The 15,345-nt window shown below is 37.4% G+C and carries 14 protein-coding genes; 5 read left to right on the forward strand and 9 right to left on the reverse strand.

What is annotated here, in order from left to right:
- Positions 1–256 precede the first annotated feature (256 nt).
- From IRT38_RS11715 to pheA, 3 genes are all read right to left on the reverse strand, one after another.
- A complete protein-coding gene (locus IRT38_RS11715) occupies positions 257–640 on the reverse strand; it encodes a hypothetical protein (protein ID WP_194597785.1) in 384 nt (127 codons plus the stop codon).
- Between the two features lie 268 nt (positions 641–908).
- Positions 909–3,158, reverse strand: a complete 2,250-nt coding sequence (locus IRT38_RS11720; protein WP_194597786.1) for a bifunctional prephenate dehydrogenase/3-phosphoshikimate 1-carboxyvinyltransferase — start codon at positions 3,156–3,158, stop codon at positions 909–911.
- A gap of 106 nt (positions 3,159–3,264) precedes the next feature.
- A complete protein-coding gene (gene pheA / locus IRT38_RS11725; RefSeq protein WP_004911627.1) occupies positions 3,265–4,374 on the reverse strand; it encodes a prephenate dehydratase in 1,110 nt (369 codons plus the stop codon).
- 301 nt (positions 4,375–4,675) lie between these two features.
- Here pheA and IRT38_RS11730 point away from each other — a divergent pair, with 301 nt between their 5' ends.
- Complete coding sequence (locus IRT38_RS11730; protein WP_194597787.1) at positions 4,676–5,302, forward strand: hypothetical protein; 627 nt, start codon at positions 4,676–4,678, stop codon at positions 5,300–5,302.
- 41 nt (positions 5,303–5,343) lie between these two features.
- Here IRT38_RS11730 and IRT38_RS11735 read toward each other — a convergent pair whose 3' ends face one another.
- Positions 5,344–6,489, reverse strand: a complete 1,146-nt coding sequence (locus tag IRT38_RS11735; RefSeq protein ID WP_004962299.1) for an acyl-CoA dehydrogenase family protein — start codon at positions 6,487–6,489, stop codon at positions 5,344–5,346.
- Positions 6,490–6,731: 242 nt separating this feature from the next.
- On the opposite strand from IRT38_RS11735, the gene IRT38_RS11740 reads away from it, so the two are divergent.
- The gene (locus IRT38_RS11740) at positions 6,732–7,730 is read left to right on the forward strand and encodes a glycosyl transferase family protein (RefSeq protein WP_194597788.1); all 999 of its coding nucleotides are present in this window, start codon (positions 6,732–6,734) and stop codon (positions 7,728–7,730) included.
- Between the two features lie 41 nt (positions 7,731–7,771).
- On the opposite strand, the gene IRT38_RS11745 is transcribed toward IRT38_RS11740, so the two are convergent.
- Positions 7,772–8,044, reverse strand: a complete 273-nt coding sequence (locus IRT38_RS11745) for a YeaC family protein (protein ID WP_004911635.1) — start codon at positions 8,042–8,044, stop codon at positions 7,772–7,774.
- Positions 8,041–8,949, reverse strand: coding sequence for an NAD(+) kinase (locus IRT38_RS11750; RefSeq protein WP_005402512.1), 909 nt, complete (start codon positions 8,947–8,949; stop codon positions 8,041–8,043). Before IRT38_RS11750 ends, IRT38_RS11745 begins: the two co-directional genes overlap by 4 nt.
- Before the next feature lie 234 nt (positions 8,950–9,183).
- On the opposite strand from IRT38_RS11750, the gene mrcB reads away from it, so the two are divergent.
- Together mrcB and IRT38_RS11760 are read left to right on the forward strand one after the other, a co-directional pair.
- The gene (mrcB, locus tag IRT38_RS11755; protein ID WP_194597789.1) at positions 9,184–11,589 is read left to right on the forward strand and encodes a penicillin-binding protein 1B; all 2,406 of its coding nucleotides are present in this window, start codon (positions 9,184–9,186) and stop codon (positions 11,587–11,589) included.
- A gap of 20 nt (positions 11,590–11,609) precedes the next feature.
- A complete protein-coding gene (locus IRT38_RS11760) occupies positions 11,610–12,170 on the forward strand; it encodes a tetratricopeptide repeat protein (RefSeq protein ID WP_039047850.1) in 561 nt (186 codons plus the stop codon).
- 4 nt (positions 12,171–12,174) lie between these two features.
- On the opposite strand, the gene IRT38_RS11765 is transcribed toward IRT38_RS11760, so the two are convergent.
- Positions 12,175–13,083: a thiamine phosphate synthase gene (locus IRT38_RS11765; RefSeq protein WP_194597790.1), complete on the reverse strand. Its 909-nt coding sequence runs from the start codon at positions 13,081–13,083 to the stop codon at positions 12,175–12,177.
- A gap of 176 nt (positions 13,084–13,259) precedes the next feature.
- Here IRT38_RS11765 and hemP point away from each other — a divergent pair, with 176 nt between their 5' ends.
- The gene (hemP, locus tag IRT38_RS11770) at positions 13,260–13,430 is read left to right on the forward strand and encodes a hemin uptake protein HemP (protein ID WP_004638676.1); all 171 of its coding nucleotides are present in this window, start codon (positions 13,260–13,262) and stop codon (positions 13,428–13,430) included.
- Between the two features lie 79 nt (positions 13,431–13,509).
- Here hemP and IRT38_RS11775 read toward each other — a convergent pair whose 3' ends face one another.
- Positions 13,510–14,847, reverse strand: a complete 1,338-nt coding sequence (locus tag IRT38_RS11775; RefSeq protein ID WP_194597791.1) for a sensor histidine kinase — start codon at positions 14,845–14,847, stop codon at positions 13,510–13,512.
- Positions 14,848–14,851: 4 nt separating this feature from the next.
- Positions 14,852–15,345 (reverse strand): response regulator transcription factor (locus IRT38_RS11780; protein ID WP_194597792.1); only part of this gene is annotated, 494 nt, incomplete at its 5' end.

Consider the following 15,345-nt stretch of genomic DNA (forward strand, 5'->3'; position numbering starts at 1 on the left):
TACTAGATATAGTGGTCATATTAATTCTCTGGAAAAATATTATGAATTAAAGGAGGAGATTGAGTAATTCTTTGTTAAAAATCATTTTTAAATTAATAGAAAAGTAGCTCAAAATTCAAACACTATTATTTTTTCATTTGTTAATTTTTATTAAATAATGTCACTATAAAAATAAATATTTCTAATTAATATTAATAAAAAAAGTGGATCAACAGATTTGTTATCCACTTTATATATAGAGCTAAAAAATATGTAGTTAAGATTTCCAAACAAAATCAGAAAAACTATGTTCAGCTTTTAAACTATTTTCAACAGCTTGAGCTAATTGACGAATGATGCTTTGTGTCTCTATACGTTCAAACCATGCTTGTTCTTGCTGTGGATTGGCTGAAATTTGACACAAGATATGTCCTTCCGCATCTTGCTGAGAACATAAAATAGAGAGTGGCAAATGATGGTTATCTATACGAACTTCAATCTTTTGATGTTCATGTCGAATGTGTTGAGCATCAAAACCATATTGTTCTAATTGCTTATACAATAACGCTGCTACATACTCTTGAGTAATGTAACATTCATTCGGTGGATGATCGATCAATCCATGTTTTAGGCAATCTGCTATGAATTGCAACGTTCTCATGGTATTCCCTCTATTTTTATGTTTTTTAACTCTGGATCGCAGAGTAAAGCCTACTGCAGCGGTATGAATTATTATATATACAATTGTCTTTAATTGATTAGCCGATTGTCTTACCTCTTGTTCAAATTTTAGGAATTTCGACCCGATTAGATATGTACAAAGCAAAACTTAATTATTTTTCAATCGAGATGAGAGATTTGAAACTTTATTGTTATAAATCAGCTTGAGATAGCAGCATTTATTGAATTAAATGCTGCTATCCTACACATTATTGGTTCACAACTTGTAAATCCAAACCAGCAGCATTTGCTAGTTCAGTAAAAGTTGGGAAACTAGTCGCAACCGTCTCTGTACCATGAATTGTAATCGCACCAGCGGTTCTTAAACCAGCAATACTGAAACTCATTGCTATGCGATGGTCATGGTGTGATTCAATCTCGCCACCATTAAAGATTGCAGACCAATCACCTGATTTGCCTTTACCTTCGATAATGATACCGTCTTCTGTTGGCGTACAATCGATGCCCATGATTTTCAAACCATCTGCCATCACTTGGATACGATCAGATTCTTTGACACGTAATTCAGCAGCACCAGTTAATACTGTTTGACCTTCCGCACATGCTGCAGCAATGAATAATGCTGGGAACTCATCAATTGCCAAAGGTACTTGATCTTCAGGCATGTGAATACCCTTGAGTGTACGAGAACCTTTGATATGAATATCTGCGATAGGTTCACCACCTGCAATACGCTCATTTTCTACCGTCAAATCAGCACCCATCTGTTTAAGAATTTCAATCACACCAGTACGTGTTGGATTGATTCCAACAGCTTCAAGAATTACATCAGCACCTTCTGTGATTGCGGCACCCACCATGAAGAATGCAGCCGATGAAATATCAGAAGGAACTTGAATATCAGTACCGACTAACTTACCACCACCCACAAGTGAGATTTTATTGCCTTCGGTTTTCACATCATAACCAAAAGCACGCAACATACGTTCTGTGTGATCACGCGTTGGCTCTGGTTCTGTTACCGAAGTTTCACCTTCAGCCCATAGACCTGCTAGTAAAATACCTGATTTGACTTGAGCCGAAGCCATTGGCAAGTCGTAATCAATACCCTTTAAAACTTGGCTACCCGTAATGCTAACTGGCGGTGTACCTTTCTCACCTGTGGTTTGAATTTGCGCACCCATCAAACGCAATGGTTTTGCAATACGTTCCATTGGACGCTTAGACAGCGATGCATCACCAGTCATGACAGAATCAAATTTTTGAGCAGAAAGCATTCCAGACAACAAGCGCATACTTGTGCCTGAGTTACCCATGTATAAAGCACCAGCAGGTGCTTTTAGACCTTGCATTCCAACGCCATGAATCGTCACTTCGCCATTCTTTGGACCTTCGATGCTCACTCCCATATCACGAAAAGCTTGGAGAGTTGCTAAAGCATCTTCGCCTTCCAAGAAACCTGTTACATGAGTTGTGCCTTCTGCAATCGCACCAAACATGATAGAGCGATGTGACACAGACTTGTCACCCGGTACGGTGAATTTACCTGTAAATGTTTTCTTTCCTGGTAAAATGGTAAATTGCTGTGTCACCTTGTTTTTCTCCATCAAAGGTTTTTTGGCCAACATATGGTTAAAGTGCTGACGTGCTGCTTGAGCATGCCCGAGCAGTCCCATCAACGCTTGGGAATCTTCCTGTGCAATCAATTTCTTTAAAATCGACAATTGCTGTTCAAAGCCATCAACAGCATTCAAGATTGCAGTTTTATTGGCAAAGAAAATGTCATGCCACATCTGAGGATCACTTGCTGCGATACGTGAGAAATCACGAAAACCACCTGCAGCATAGCGAAAAATATCTAAATTATCTTCACGGTTTGCAAGCTGCTCAACTAAATTAAATGCCATCAAATGTGGTAAGTGGCTTGTATGTGCAAGCACTTCATCATGCTTCTTCACATCCATGCATATAACTTCTGCTTTTGCAGCAGACCATAGTTGAATCAACTTCTCAACAGCCCAATCTGCACTAGTCGGTAGTGGCGTCAAAATCACTTTATGATTGGCAAATAAATCAACTTTACCCGCATGCACACCTGTATGTTCTGCACCTGCAATTGGATGTCCTGGTACAAAACCTATAGGTAAATTTTCACCAAAGACCGCTTTAGCAGCTTCAACCACATTACCTTTAGTACTACCAACATCTGTGATAATGACATTTTCAGTTAGGTAAGGTTTGATCTGTTCAAGTACTTTTTGCGTCGCTCTGACAGGTAAGGCTAAAACAATTAAATCTGCATCTTGAACAGCTTCTTCAGGTGTTGCATAACCGTGTTGAATAAGCCCTAGTGTTTTGGCATCTTCTAGTGTTTTTTTTGAGCGTGTTGACGCAACAATTTGACCAGCAAGCTGTTCTGCCACAATCACACGAGCAAGACTCGACCCTATCAGCCCAAGCCCAATAAATGCAACTTTATTAAATAATGGTTGAGACATAAAACATTTTTGCCTATCTGAAAATCTCTCTAACCTCTCTTTAAAAAAGATCGGAAAGTATCTCCCTTTAAAAAGGGAGACTGGAACGGATTTAAAATAAATTGAACTATAAAACAGCGATAGGATATGAACCCAAAACTCGCAATTCTTTTACATTAGGTCGAATTTCATCTAATGCTGCAGCTACATTTTCTTGATCAATATGCCCTTCCAAATCAATGAAGAAAACATAAGCCCATTTCTCAGGAAGCGCTGGACGAGTTTCAATACTAGTCAAACTAATTTTATGTTTGGCAAATGGCGCAAGGATTTCCAATAAAGCACCCGCACGATCATGTGCAGAAATCAGTAAAGACGTTTTATCATTACCACTTTGTGGAATTTTCTCGCGACCAATCACAAGGAAACGAGTCGTATTTTCAGGGTTATCTTCAATGTTGCTATGTAATATCTCTAAGTTATACATACTTGCAGCAATATCTGAAGCAATAGCGGCAGAATGCCACTCATTACGAATACGGCGAGCAGCTTCCGCATTTGAATTAAGCGCTACACGCTCTACACCTGGATAATGCGCATCTAACCATTTGCGACATTGAGCAAGGGTTTGTTGATGTGCATAAATCTGTTTGATGCTGTCTTTACGAGTATTTTCAGATACGAGAAATTGATGATGAATGCGAAGTTCTACTTCACCAATCACATTTAAAGTAGATGATTTAAAGCAATCTAAAGTGTGGTTTACGATACCTTCTGATGAATTCTCAACTGGAACAACACCATAATGCGCACCACCAGCTTCAACTTCACGGAACACTTCATCAATCGTTGGCAATGGGCGCACAACTGCATCTTTACCAAAATGTTTTAGCACAGCTGAATGCGTATATGTACCTTCAGGACCTAAAAATGCAATGCTTTGAGGTGCTTCAAGTGCTAAACAAGCGGACATGATTTCACGAAATAAACGTGCCATCGTCGCATCAGACAATGGACCTTGATTACGTTCCATCACCTTGCGGAGAACTTGAGCCTCACGTTCAGGACGATAAAATAATGGGTTTTCTTCAGCTGCAAATTTTGCTTTTGCTACAGCTTCAGCCAGCGTAGCTCGACGGTTAAGTAATTCTTGGATTTGTTGATCAACACTATCTATATCATTACGAATTTGTTCTAAATTAAGTGACGTCGATGTGTTTTGTCCATCGTTTACCATTGAATGCAGCCTCAGCAAAATCATCTATATAAATGGGTTACAATTCATCTATGAACTGTTATGCGAAGCTAGTATAACAAGACTTTAACGCTTTAAACACGCGAAGATTTAACTCTTTTTGCTTAGGTCAAAGCCCTTGCGTATTTTTATAAATGGTTTTTCGCAAATCATTACAATCCCGACCTTTGTTTTTAAAATTATTCATCAAGCATCAGATTCCGCTTTATTCAATCACAACAGACAAAATTCAATCAAGTTTGATAAAATCTGTAATAAATAAAAATTGATGCCATCCATGATAATGAATATAAAAACACCTTTACTGATTAGCGTAATCGCCACAAGTCTAGCAGGATGCATAGGCTGCTATAATCCAACAGGATGTAATAAAGATTCTTCACCCTATTATGTTACAACGACAACAACTCAAATCAGAGGAATAACTGTTCCTAACGCAACCAAACTCAAATACAAATCAAAAAATTCATTTCAAAAAGACCAACAGCAACATCCATTAAATGAAAAAGATTTAACAAGTATTGAACTCCCACCAAATACGGCGATCAATTGGGGAGGAATGCCCTCTTATCTATTTATCCAATTTTTTAATTCAGAAATGAAAGGCTATTCTATTTATCCTGTTAAAGAGCTGAAACCTCAAACAGAAAATTCATTCGTAAAGCTCTGGAAAAGTTGTGATAGTGCATTGGACGTTACTTTGAAAAATCCAAATGATTGGTCATTTAATCCAGAGAATATGGAAGTTACAGGATGTAGTGTGAATAATCAAAAAAGAAGTCAATATAATAATCATTGGCCAAACCAAGATGAAGCAGATAAATTTCTGCTTGATATCAACAATGCTTTACACAAACTCCCTAAACAAAAAACTTATCCAGTGATTCAATATTCAACAGAAGAACAATAAAAAAGCCTGCTAAAAAGCAGGCTTAGGATATCAAAGTTGGCTTATGATTTACCAATCAATCCACGAGCTACGATTTCTTTCATAATCTCGTTGGTACCACCATAAATACGTTGAATACGAGCATCAACAAAGAAACGTGAGATTGGATATTCAGTCATATAACCATAACCACCAAATAACTGAAGTAAGTTATCAGATACCTTCATTTGCATATCTGTACTGAAACTCTTCAGTGCAGCAGCCGTTTCAACATCTAGCTTACCTTCCATATAAAGCTCTACGTTCTGATTGTAGAAAGCTGCTGTTGCCAACTCATCAATCTTCGCTTGAGCCAATACAAAACGCGTATTTTGGAACTGCGAAATTGCCTGACCAAATGCTTGACGCTCTTTTACATAAGCAGTAGCTAAATCAATTGCACCACGAATTGCACCTAAAGCTGTAGATGCAATTGCTGTACGTTCACGAGGCAATTCTTGCATCAAATAAGCAAAACCAGAACCAGCATTACCAAGCAATTGATCTTTAGGTACTTTAACATTATCAAAGAACAATTCAGACGTATCTTGCGAGTGCAAGCCAATTTTATCGAGGTTAGTGCCTTTCTTGAAACCTTCGAGATGAGTATCGACCAGTAGTAACGATACACCCTTAGCACGTGCTTGTGGATCAGTTTTTACTGCAAGAACAACAACATCTGCATGTTGACCATTTGAAATAAATGTTTTTGATCCATTTAGAATGTAGTGATCACCTTGTAGGATTGCACTAGTACGCATAGCCTGCAAATCAGAACCCGCACCTGGCTCGGTCATACCTATTGCACCAACTGCCTCACCTGATACCATTTTTGGTAACCAATATTGTTTTTGCTCTTCTGTACCAATATGTTGAATATAAGGAGCAGCAATTTCAGAGTGACATGAAATTGCTGTCGATAAAGCACAATATCCCGCACGAGCAGACTCTTCAACCAACATCAATGAATAATGTGTTGGCACACCATAGCCACCGTACTCTTCAGGTACATCTACACATAAGAAACCATTTTCACCCAGTAAATTCCAAACTGAGCGCGGCATAATGCCTTCACGTTCCCATTGATCATAATGTGGAGCAACATGCTCACTCATAAAACGTTTGAAGTTATCACGGAAGAGTTCCAAATCTGCATCGTAAGCTAACATCGCTATTTCCTTTCGCTTTCTTTGTTCTTAAAAGTTTGTTTCGCAGTCATGCTAATGATTTTTCAAGTTGATGTCATGGTCCGTTTGCATCAATTCACTAGACTGATTCGGTCAATAATTTCGCTTGTAATGTTTAATATTTCGCCAAACAAATTAAACCGAATTTATCTCAGCGTTTATTACTCAACACAGCTAACTTTATGTCATATTATTTTCTAGTTATCGATCACATCAGAATTATCATGAATACCAAACGAAATATTTATAAAACCGCAGAACATCCGTTTGCTCAATATGTTCGTATTTTAGGTAAAGGTAAAACAGGATCGCGCTCTTTAAGCTATGAAGAAGCATATCAAGCATTTAGCATGATTTTGAAAAATGAAGTGCTAGATGTTCAACTTGGCGCATTTTTAATGCTTTTGCGTGTCAAAGAGGAATCTGTTGATGAACTTGCAGGTTTTGTTCAAGCAACACGTGATCAACTCAACTTTGAATCTTTAGATGTTGATCTAGATTGGTCTTCATATGCTGGAAAACGTAAGCATTATCCATGGTTCATTCTTGCAGCTTTAACATTAGCTCATCATGGTTATAAAATTGTAATGCATGGAGCATCGGGTCACACAATTAACCGTGTTTATACTGAACAGGTGTTAGAATATTTAGGCTACCCAATTTGCCATAATCAACAAGAGGTAAAACAGCAACTTGAACAACATCATTTTGCTTACTTACCACTTGAAACAATATCACCTATTTTAAGTGATCTAATATCACTCAGAAATGTAATGGGTCTTCGCTCACCAATTCATACACTGGCGCGCTTAATTAATCCATTTAATGCAAAGGCAACTTTACAGGCAATTTTCCACCCTGCTTACAGATCATCACACCAACAAACAGCTTTTCGATTAGGCTATAAAAATAGCGCTGTGATAAAAGGTGAAGGTGGGGAGTTTGAGCGCAATCCTGATGCCAAGACTTTAATTTGTGGGATTAAGAACGGTGAATTGTACGAGCATGAACTACCTAAACTGACACCAGATCGTAGTCCTATTGAAGAAGAACTTGATTTAGCAATATTTAAAGCGGTTTGGTTGGGTGAGCAAACACATGAATATGGTGAAGTGGCCGTGATTGAAACAATGGGAATCGCTTTATATACGATGAGTGCTGTAAATAGTTATGGTGAAGCGATGACTAAAGCGAAAGAACTTTGGGAAACACGAGTGCACTAGGTATAAAATAAAAAGCTCAGTTAATACTGAGCTTTTTATAATTAAACGAAACGAATCGGTTTAAATTCAGGTTCATTCTTGTGATGATCGTCATCACATTCCTCACCTTCTTCTTTTGTACCACGATCGATATAACCGCTACGCTGTTCTTCAGGTAAATTTTCCATTTCCCAAGCGTATACAGCTTGCATACAAATCTCGCGCTGCTCTTTAGTCAATGCAATACCATTTGGCCATTTACCAATTTCAACAGCTGTTTTAAGACGCTCAACGATTTCAGGATTTAAAATAGCGAGCATTTGTTCAATATTCATGATTCATCCTGTTGAAAAGATTCAAAATCTTGATTCCAACCCAGTTTAGTACGGCAAGCCATATAAAAATCATAACCAGGTGGATGTAATAAGCTTAGTTTAAACGGATGTTTACGAATATGCACTGTGTCGCCAACATTTAATGCCACACTGTGTTGTCCATCTGCGCTCACCATCGGTAATACGCGATTTTCTCGTATCGTAATTTTAACTTCACTGTGCCCACCAACGACGATTGGTCTTGATGAAAGCGTATGTGGGTGCATCGGAACTAAAGCGATCGCATCCATGCTCGGATGTAAAATAGGTCCACCACCAGATAAAGCATATGCTGTTGAACCTGTTGGCGTTGAAACAATTAAACCATCACTATGTTGTCGATAAACATACTGACCATCGATGCTCAGCTCAAAATCAATCATATGAACTGATTTTCCTGAGTGTAAAACTACATCATTCAATGCAATTGCATCATAAATCGTTTCATTGTTAGTTCTTACTTCCATTTCTAATAAGAAACGGCGATCTAACTGAAAATGTCCTTGCAAAACTTGATCAAGTTTAAAAATTGCTTCAGCAGGTTTGATGTCGGTTAAAAATCCTAATCGACCTCGGTTAATCCCAATCACTGGTGTGTTGTAACGAACTAAAGCACGTGCTGCATGGAGTAAAGAACCATCCCCTCCTACAACAATCACAAGATCTACAACTTCACCAAGTAAATTTCGGCTAACCGTTTGTCCATGACTATACGGAACGAGTTGTGCAGTTTCTTGGTCGAATACAGGGTTTAAACCTAAAGTGATCAAATGATCATGGATTAAACATAACGTTTCTACAACAGAATACTTGTCTGGTCGCCCAATTAGACCAATATTTCGAAAGGATTTATGTGAAATTTGCACGAATAATTCAGCTCCGTCGCGATTCCTGCCTATCATATCATTAACAGTGCAAATTTCGTTGATGATTGATTAAAAAGTATAAAAATGTATATTCGTTGTTTTTTTATACGAATAATGTCAACACTTTCTTAAAGTTTTTATTTCATGTTGCTATTTATTGACAGTTTTATGATTGCAAATTGCTTATAAGCTATCGCATCATTACCCTCATTGTTTTGGTTTTATCGCAAATCTATGAAGTGTGAACGTGGTATCGGTTTTCTAGCACTAATTTTTTCAATTTTAGTGATCGGTGTATTTATTGCTTTTAGTATCTATTTGATCCGTTTAGATAATATTATCCGCAATAAGTTTGAGGGGCAGCGTTGGGATATTCCTGCCAAAGTATTTGCTCGTCCTTTAGAAATCTATGCGAACGCGCCGATTACTCAAGAGAATTTTACTCAAGAGTTAAAACTCTTGGGCTATAAAAACACTTCTAATTACGATAAATCTGGAAGCTATGTTATTCAAGGTAATCAAATGTATGTCCACACTCGTGGTTTTGATTACGGTGATACAACTGAACCAGAGCAAGTGCTTGAAGTTGCATTTATCGACGGTCAAGTGAGTGAAATTAGATCAACTAAACCATCAAATACGGGTGTTGCTCGTTTAGAGCCTTTATTGATTGGTGGTATTTACCCTCAACATAATGAAGATCGCGTACTCATAAAATTAAATAAAGTACCAAAACCGTTGATTGAAGCACTCATTTCAACAGAGGATCGAAATTTTTATCAACATCATGGTGTCTCGATTCGTGGTACAGCTCGTGCTTTAGTGAGTAACGCAACTGGCGGAAAACGACAAGGTGGTTCAACACTAACACAACAATTGGTCAAGAACTTCTACCTTTCTCCTGAAAAAACGCTCAAAAGAAAAGTAAATGAAGCGTTAATGGCTTTATTGATTGAACTTCATTACAGCAAAGATGAAATTCTTGAAGCGTATCTAAATGAAGTTAATCTTGGACAAAATGGCAACTACTCAATTAATGGTTACGGTTTAGCTTCACAATTTTATTTTGGTTTACCATTACGTGAACTTAATATTTCTCAGCAAGCATTCCTAGTAGGCTTGGTTCAAGGTCCATCATTATACAATCCTTGGCGCAATCCAGAATCAGCTAAAAAACGTCGTGACATCGTATTGAATAACATGTTGGTCATGGGCTATTTAACAGAAGCTGAATATCAAGATGAAATTGCACGTCCTTTAAATGTTGTCAGTAAACCAAGTTTAGGCCCTGCTAAATTCCCAGATTTTCTTGATATTGTTCGTCGCCAACTACGCACAGAATATCAAGAAAGTGATATTACCAATCAAGGCTTAAAAATCTTTACGACACTTGATCCAATAGCTCAAACTCAAGTTCAAAATGCTTTTAAAAGCTCTGTAGAACGCTTAGCAGGTAGCAACCCTTCTCGTTTAAAGAATCTTCAAGGTGCTGTTCTTGTTGCCCATCCTGAAAATGGTGAGTTAATCGCAGCTGTTGGTTCTACTCAAGATTTTACTGGATTTAACCGCGCACTTGATGCTAAACGTCAGGTTGGTTCATTACTCAAACCAATTATCTATTTGAATGCAATAGAATCTGGTCGCTACACATGGGCTACCCCTATTGAAGATACTGCTGTCAATATCCCTATTGATGGAGATAAAAGTTGGACGCCTAAAAACTATAGTGGTGGCGAACATGGCGTAGTACCAATGCAACAGGCATTAGCAAATTCATACAACTTATCTACAGTACGTCTTGCCAATGAGTTTGGCTTATCAACCTTTAGTAATAAATTAAAGCAATTTGGAGTAACTTCAGACATTCCAGCTTATCCTTCAATCTATCTAGGTGCAGTCAATATGTCACCGATGGAGGTATTAAGTATTTATGGAAACTTCGCTACTGGTGGTTTCAAATATCCACCTCGTTCAATACGCACTGTTGTTGATGCTAAAGGTCGTTTATTAGAACGATATGGTCTAAACGTACAACAAACGATTGACCCTGCTGCGGCATATATTTTGAATTATGGTTTACAACAAGTAATGCGTTCAGGTACAGGTCGTTCAGCATATAGCAGTTTACCTGAGTCTCTAAATTTAGCTGGTAAGTCAGGCACAACAAATGATACGCGTGACTCTTGGTTCGCAGGATATTCTGGTAATCATGTTGCGGTAGTTTGGTTAGGTTTAGACGACAACAAAATAACAGGTTTAACAGGTTCATCAGGCGCTTTACCTGTTTGGACGAATGTCATGAAGCAACTTCGCCAAGAACCCGTGAATTTACGTCAAACAGATAATGTTCAATGGCAATGGATTGATAGTGCTAGCGGTGATTTATCTGCTCAAGGTTGTGATGGTGCAATGTATATTCCTTTGCTTCGCCAAACAGTTCCCCGTCGAGCTACTACTTGTGGTTTATCGCACTATGAAGTTGAACCGACTTACAACCCATCGACTGAAGACAATCAAGGCAATGAAAGCGATGGTATTAGTAACTACATTCGAGAAAGTGAAACAGAAATGGGCAATGATTTATCAAATCACTCCTCTACAAGAATTATTTCTAGCGGTAGCTACAACGGCGAGAATTAAACTCAAAGGAATGATTTGAAATGATGAAAAAAGTAACAGTTCTTACTGCTATGTTAGTTATGGGTGGCTGTACCCTAACACCTGAAAAGAGCACTTCAAAACCGATGAATCAGCCATCAACCACTACAACTCAAAAGAAGAAGGTTACACCACCTTCTTCGGGTGTAAAAATTACACCTTATGAGCAAAAAGAAATAAAACGTAAAAATGTGGAGGTTGTTGTACCACAACAAAAAGTACAGCAGAAATTTAATGACGGGAGTCAGTTACCTGCATTTAGAACATTAATGCAGAAGACTCAAGCGGCATATAAACAGAAGCAACTCGCTGAAGCTGAACGATATGCTTTGCAGGCTCAGCGTATTGCACCTCAAGCGTCTGAAACTTACCTTTATCTAGCCTTAATTGCAGATCAACGCAAACAGTATGCAAATGCTGAAGCTTTAGCACGTCGTGGGTTAAGTTATGCACAAAGCAACTCAATGAAAAAACAACTCTGGATGATCGTACTTAAAGCCAGCGAAGCACGAAATCATCCTGTAAAAGCTCAAGAAGCACGTCGAGCAATTCAAGCTCTTTAATTGGTTAAATTGAACTGAATTGTCGTATTCCAGCAAGCCCATAAGCATTGTGTTTTTGGGCTTGTTCTAAATCTGCTGGCGCAACGCCTCCTAGAGCAAAAACTGGAATATCACTATTTTGAGCTAATGCTGCAAATCCGTCCCAACCAAGTACTTTGCTATTTGGATGAGTTGCTGTCGGATTTACAGGGCTTAAAAAAATCGCATCACAACCAATCTGATGCGCATGTTGTAGTGAAACAGCATCATGGCAAGCAGCGATATAACGTTTAGCCACAACCAAATCACCCTTTTTCAGTTGCATTAACTGAAATTGTTTAAGGTGGACTGTCTTAATTTTTTCTTGCAACACCGTATTTAATTGTTGCCAAACATCCACATTAACAATCAGCTTCAATAATTGCTGTTCAGACAATTTAATTAATTGCTGTTGAAGTTTTTCAATATCTTTACTTTCTATACGTAAATACATTTGTGAATTAGTTTTCGGTAATTCATCAACTTGATCACTAATTTTGATCAAGTGAGACCAGATCAATCGCTCTATAATCGTTGAATTTGCTTTTGGAAAGTTTAAGTCCGCGAGTTGATCTCTACTAAACCAAGACCATGGTTGATGGATTAAATTTAAAAGCTCATCAGGAACATACGTATGCAATAGATGTAAAGTAACAATAATATCTTCATATTCATGTCTAATAACATCGAACTGATGCCACTCCTTTAACCCGATTCCTACCTCCTCATAGACCTCTCTGCGGCAAGCTTGCTCAGGTGTTTCACCTTCCTCAATTTTCCCACCAGGAAATTCATGCTTATTACCTTGATGTTGGTTTACTTGTCGCCATCCAACTAGCACTTTAGATTTATGTAATAGAATTGCGATTGCAACATCAACAGTAGCTTTTGCCATAACCATCTAAAATCCTTGATATTTTAAAATTCATTCTAATGAGTTTGTAACCCAATTCACATGTCAAAGAATAAATAATTTGATCATTTTGTAAAATAATGAAATTTGCATTGACAGGTCTATTCGATAATGATTATCATTTAAAACATTAAAAAACACACCACGGAGCATAACAAATGAACGCACCTTTTAATCTTTTTACCCGCAGTACAGATTCAGCTCAATCTTTGCCAATGTTACATTCAAACAACTTGTTTGCCTTAGGACGTGAAATTCGTATCATGCATGCAGGTGAAGAGTATCGCCTACGCCTTACTCGTAACAATCGATTAATTTTAACTAAATAAGATTAATAGAAGAATAAACGCATAAGAACAATAAACGTGGGAATAGCAGTATGTCAGCGCGTACTGCTCTTTTTGTTCGTTAAATAGTTTTAGGCAATTGTATTTGTATCTTTAATCCACCAATTGATGATTGTGCAAAAGTGATCCTACCACGATGAAGTTCTATTATTTTTTTACAAATTGATAACCCTAAACCTGAACCTTGTGTTTTCGTTCCCAACACCCTAAAGAATCGCTCACCTAAACGTTCTAACACTTCTGTATCGAGTCCAGCACCTTGATTTTCGATTGTTAAATTAATGTAATCTGAATCATCATCAAGTTTTATATGAATTGAATAATTTGCTTCTGAATATCGAATTGCATTATCTAAAATATTTCGCAGGCAGGTATAAATTAATTGTTCATTAGCAAAAATATCTAACTTTTTATCAATTAAGATATTTTTATAAAAAATTTCCAATTTTTTTGTTTCGATCGCAGTTGAAAAGTCAGATAAAAGAAGTTTCATCATCGCATTTAAATCAAAATATGTCTTTGGCAAATGTTCTGGATGTTCAGGATCTAAACGCGCGAGTAAAAGTAAATTTTCCAGTGTTTGAATTCCACGAGAGACATCTAATTGTATGCTATCTAGCTCTTTTGCACGTTCTGGATATTTTCGTTGTAATAATTGTAGGCGCAACTGAATCGCAGAAAGAGGTGATCTTAGCTCATGGGAAGCATCAGCAGTAAAGCGTTGTTCTGCTTTTAATGAATTATCTAAACGTTTAAGCAAATAATTCAATTGAGCTAGGATTGGTTGTAATTCTCTCACCTCAAATTCAGCAAACTTAATGGGACTTAAGTCTTCTGCATTTTTTGCTGAAATTTGCTTAGAAAGTTTATGTACTGCTTTGAACTGTCGCTTAATTAAAAAATATAAGATCATCCATTGTAATGACCACACCATAAGTAAAATCAAGATGTAAGCTGCGAAACTGTGCAATAATTCTTCAAATCTTTCCTCTAACGGTTGTATCACCAATACATTCATATTTGCTTGATGATCTTTCGCAACATAACTCCGCCACAATTGATGATTCTGCCAAAAGAATCCGTACTGATGATCATTAGGAAAAATGTGAGGTTCTTGATCTAATGGAAAACCTTCTGATTGTGTTAAAACAAGTTGTGAATTTTTCAATCTGTATTGAATATCAAATTGTTCACTTAACTCATCAATTTGCTTCCCTGAGCTGGTGGTTAGATCAGAAAGAAGCAGCATATCTGATATCTCATCCATGATTTCATCTTGCACATGCATGGTTTGATAAACAGAGACAACTACAAATATGAGTAGCGCTAAGCTGCCTACCATGACTGAGCTGATTAAGGAGGTCTTAATTAATTGATTTTGCAATGAGACGGTTTTCATTGGTTCAACCCAAGTTCATTCTATAACCTAAACCACGAATAGTTTTGATTAGTTGGCTACCAATTTTTTTTCGAATTTGATATATGAAGACCTCTATCGCATTACTCTCAATCTCCTCTCCCCAAGCATATAATGATTCTTCGAGTTGCTCACGGGTGACAATATGATTTGGATTTTGCATTAACTTATATAAAATTTGAAACTCTTTAGCAGTTAAATTTACCGTTTCACCGGCTTTCAAAACGGTCTTCGCATTAGGATCGAGTTTTAAATCAGCAAAACAAAGGTATGCTCCTGTCTGCTTCTGAGATTGTCTTAGTTGTGCGCGGATTCTTGCAGAAAGTTCCTCTAAGTTAAAAGGCTTAACTAAATAGTCGTTTGCTCCTAAATCTAATCCCTCCACACGATCATGAATATGGTCCTTTGCAGTGATAAAAATCACTGGAATCAACAAATGTTGTTCACGAATACGCTTCAGAATGTCATCACCAGATGCAT

This window comes from Acinetobacter sp. SK-43 (assembly GCF_015351505.1).
Lineage (GTDB): Bacteria > Pseudomonadota > Gammaproteobacteria > Pseudomonadales > Moraxellaceae > Acinetobacter > Acinetobacter junii.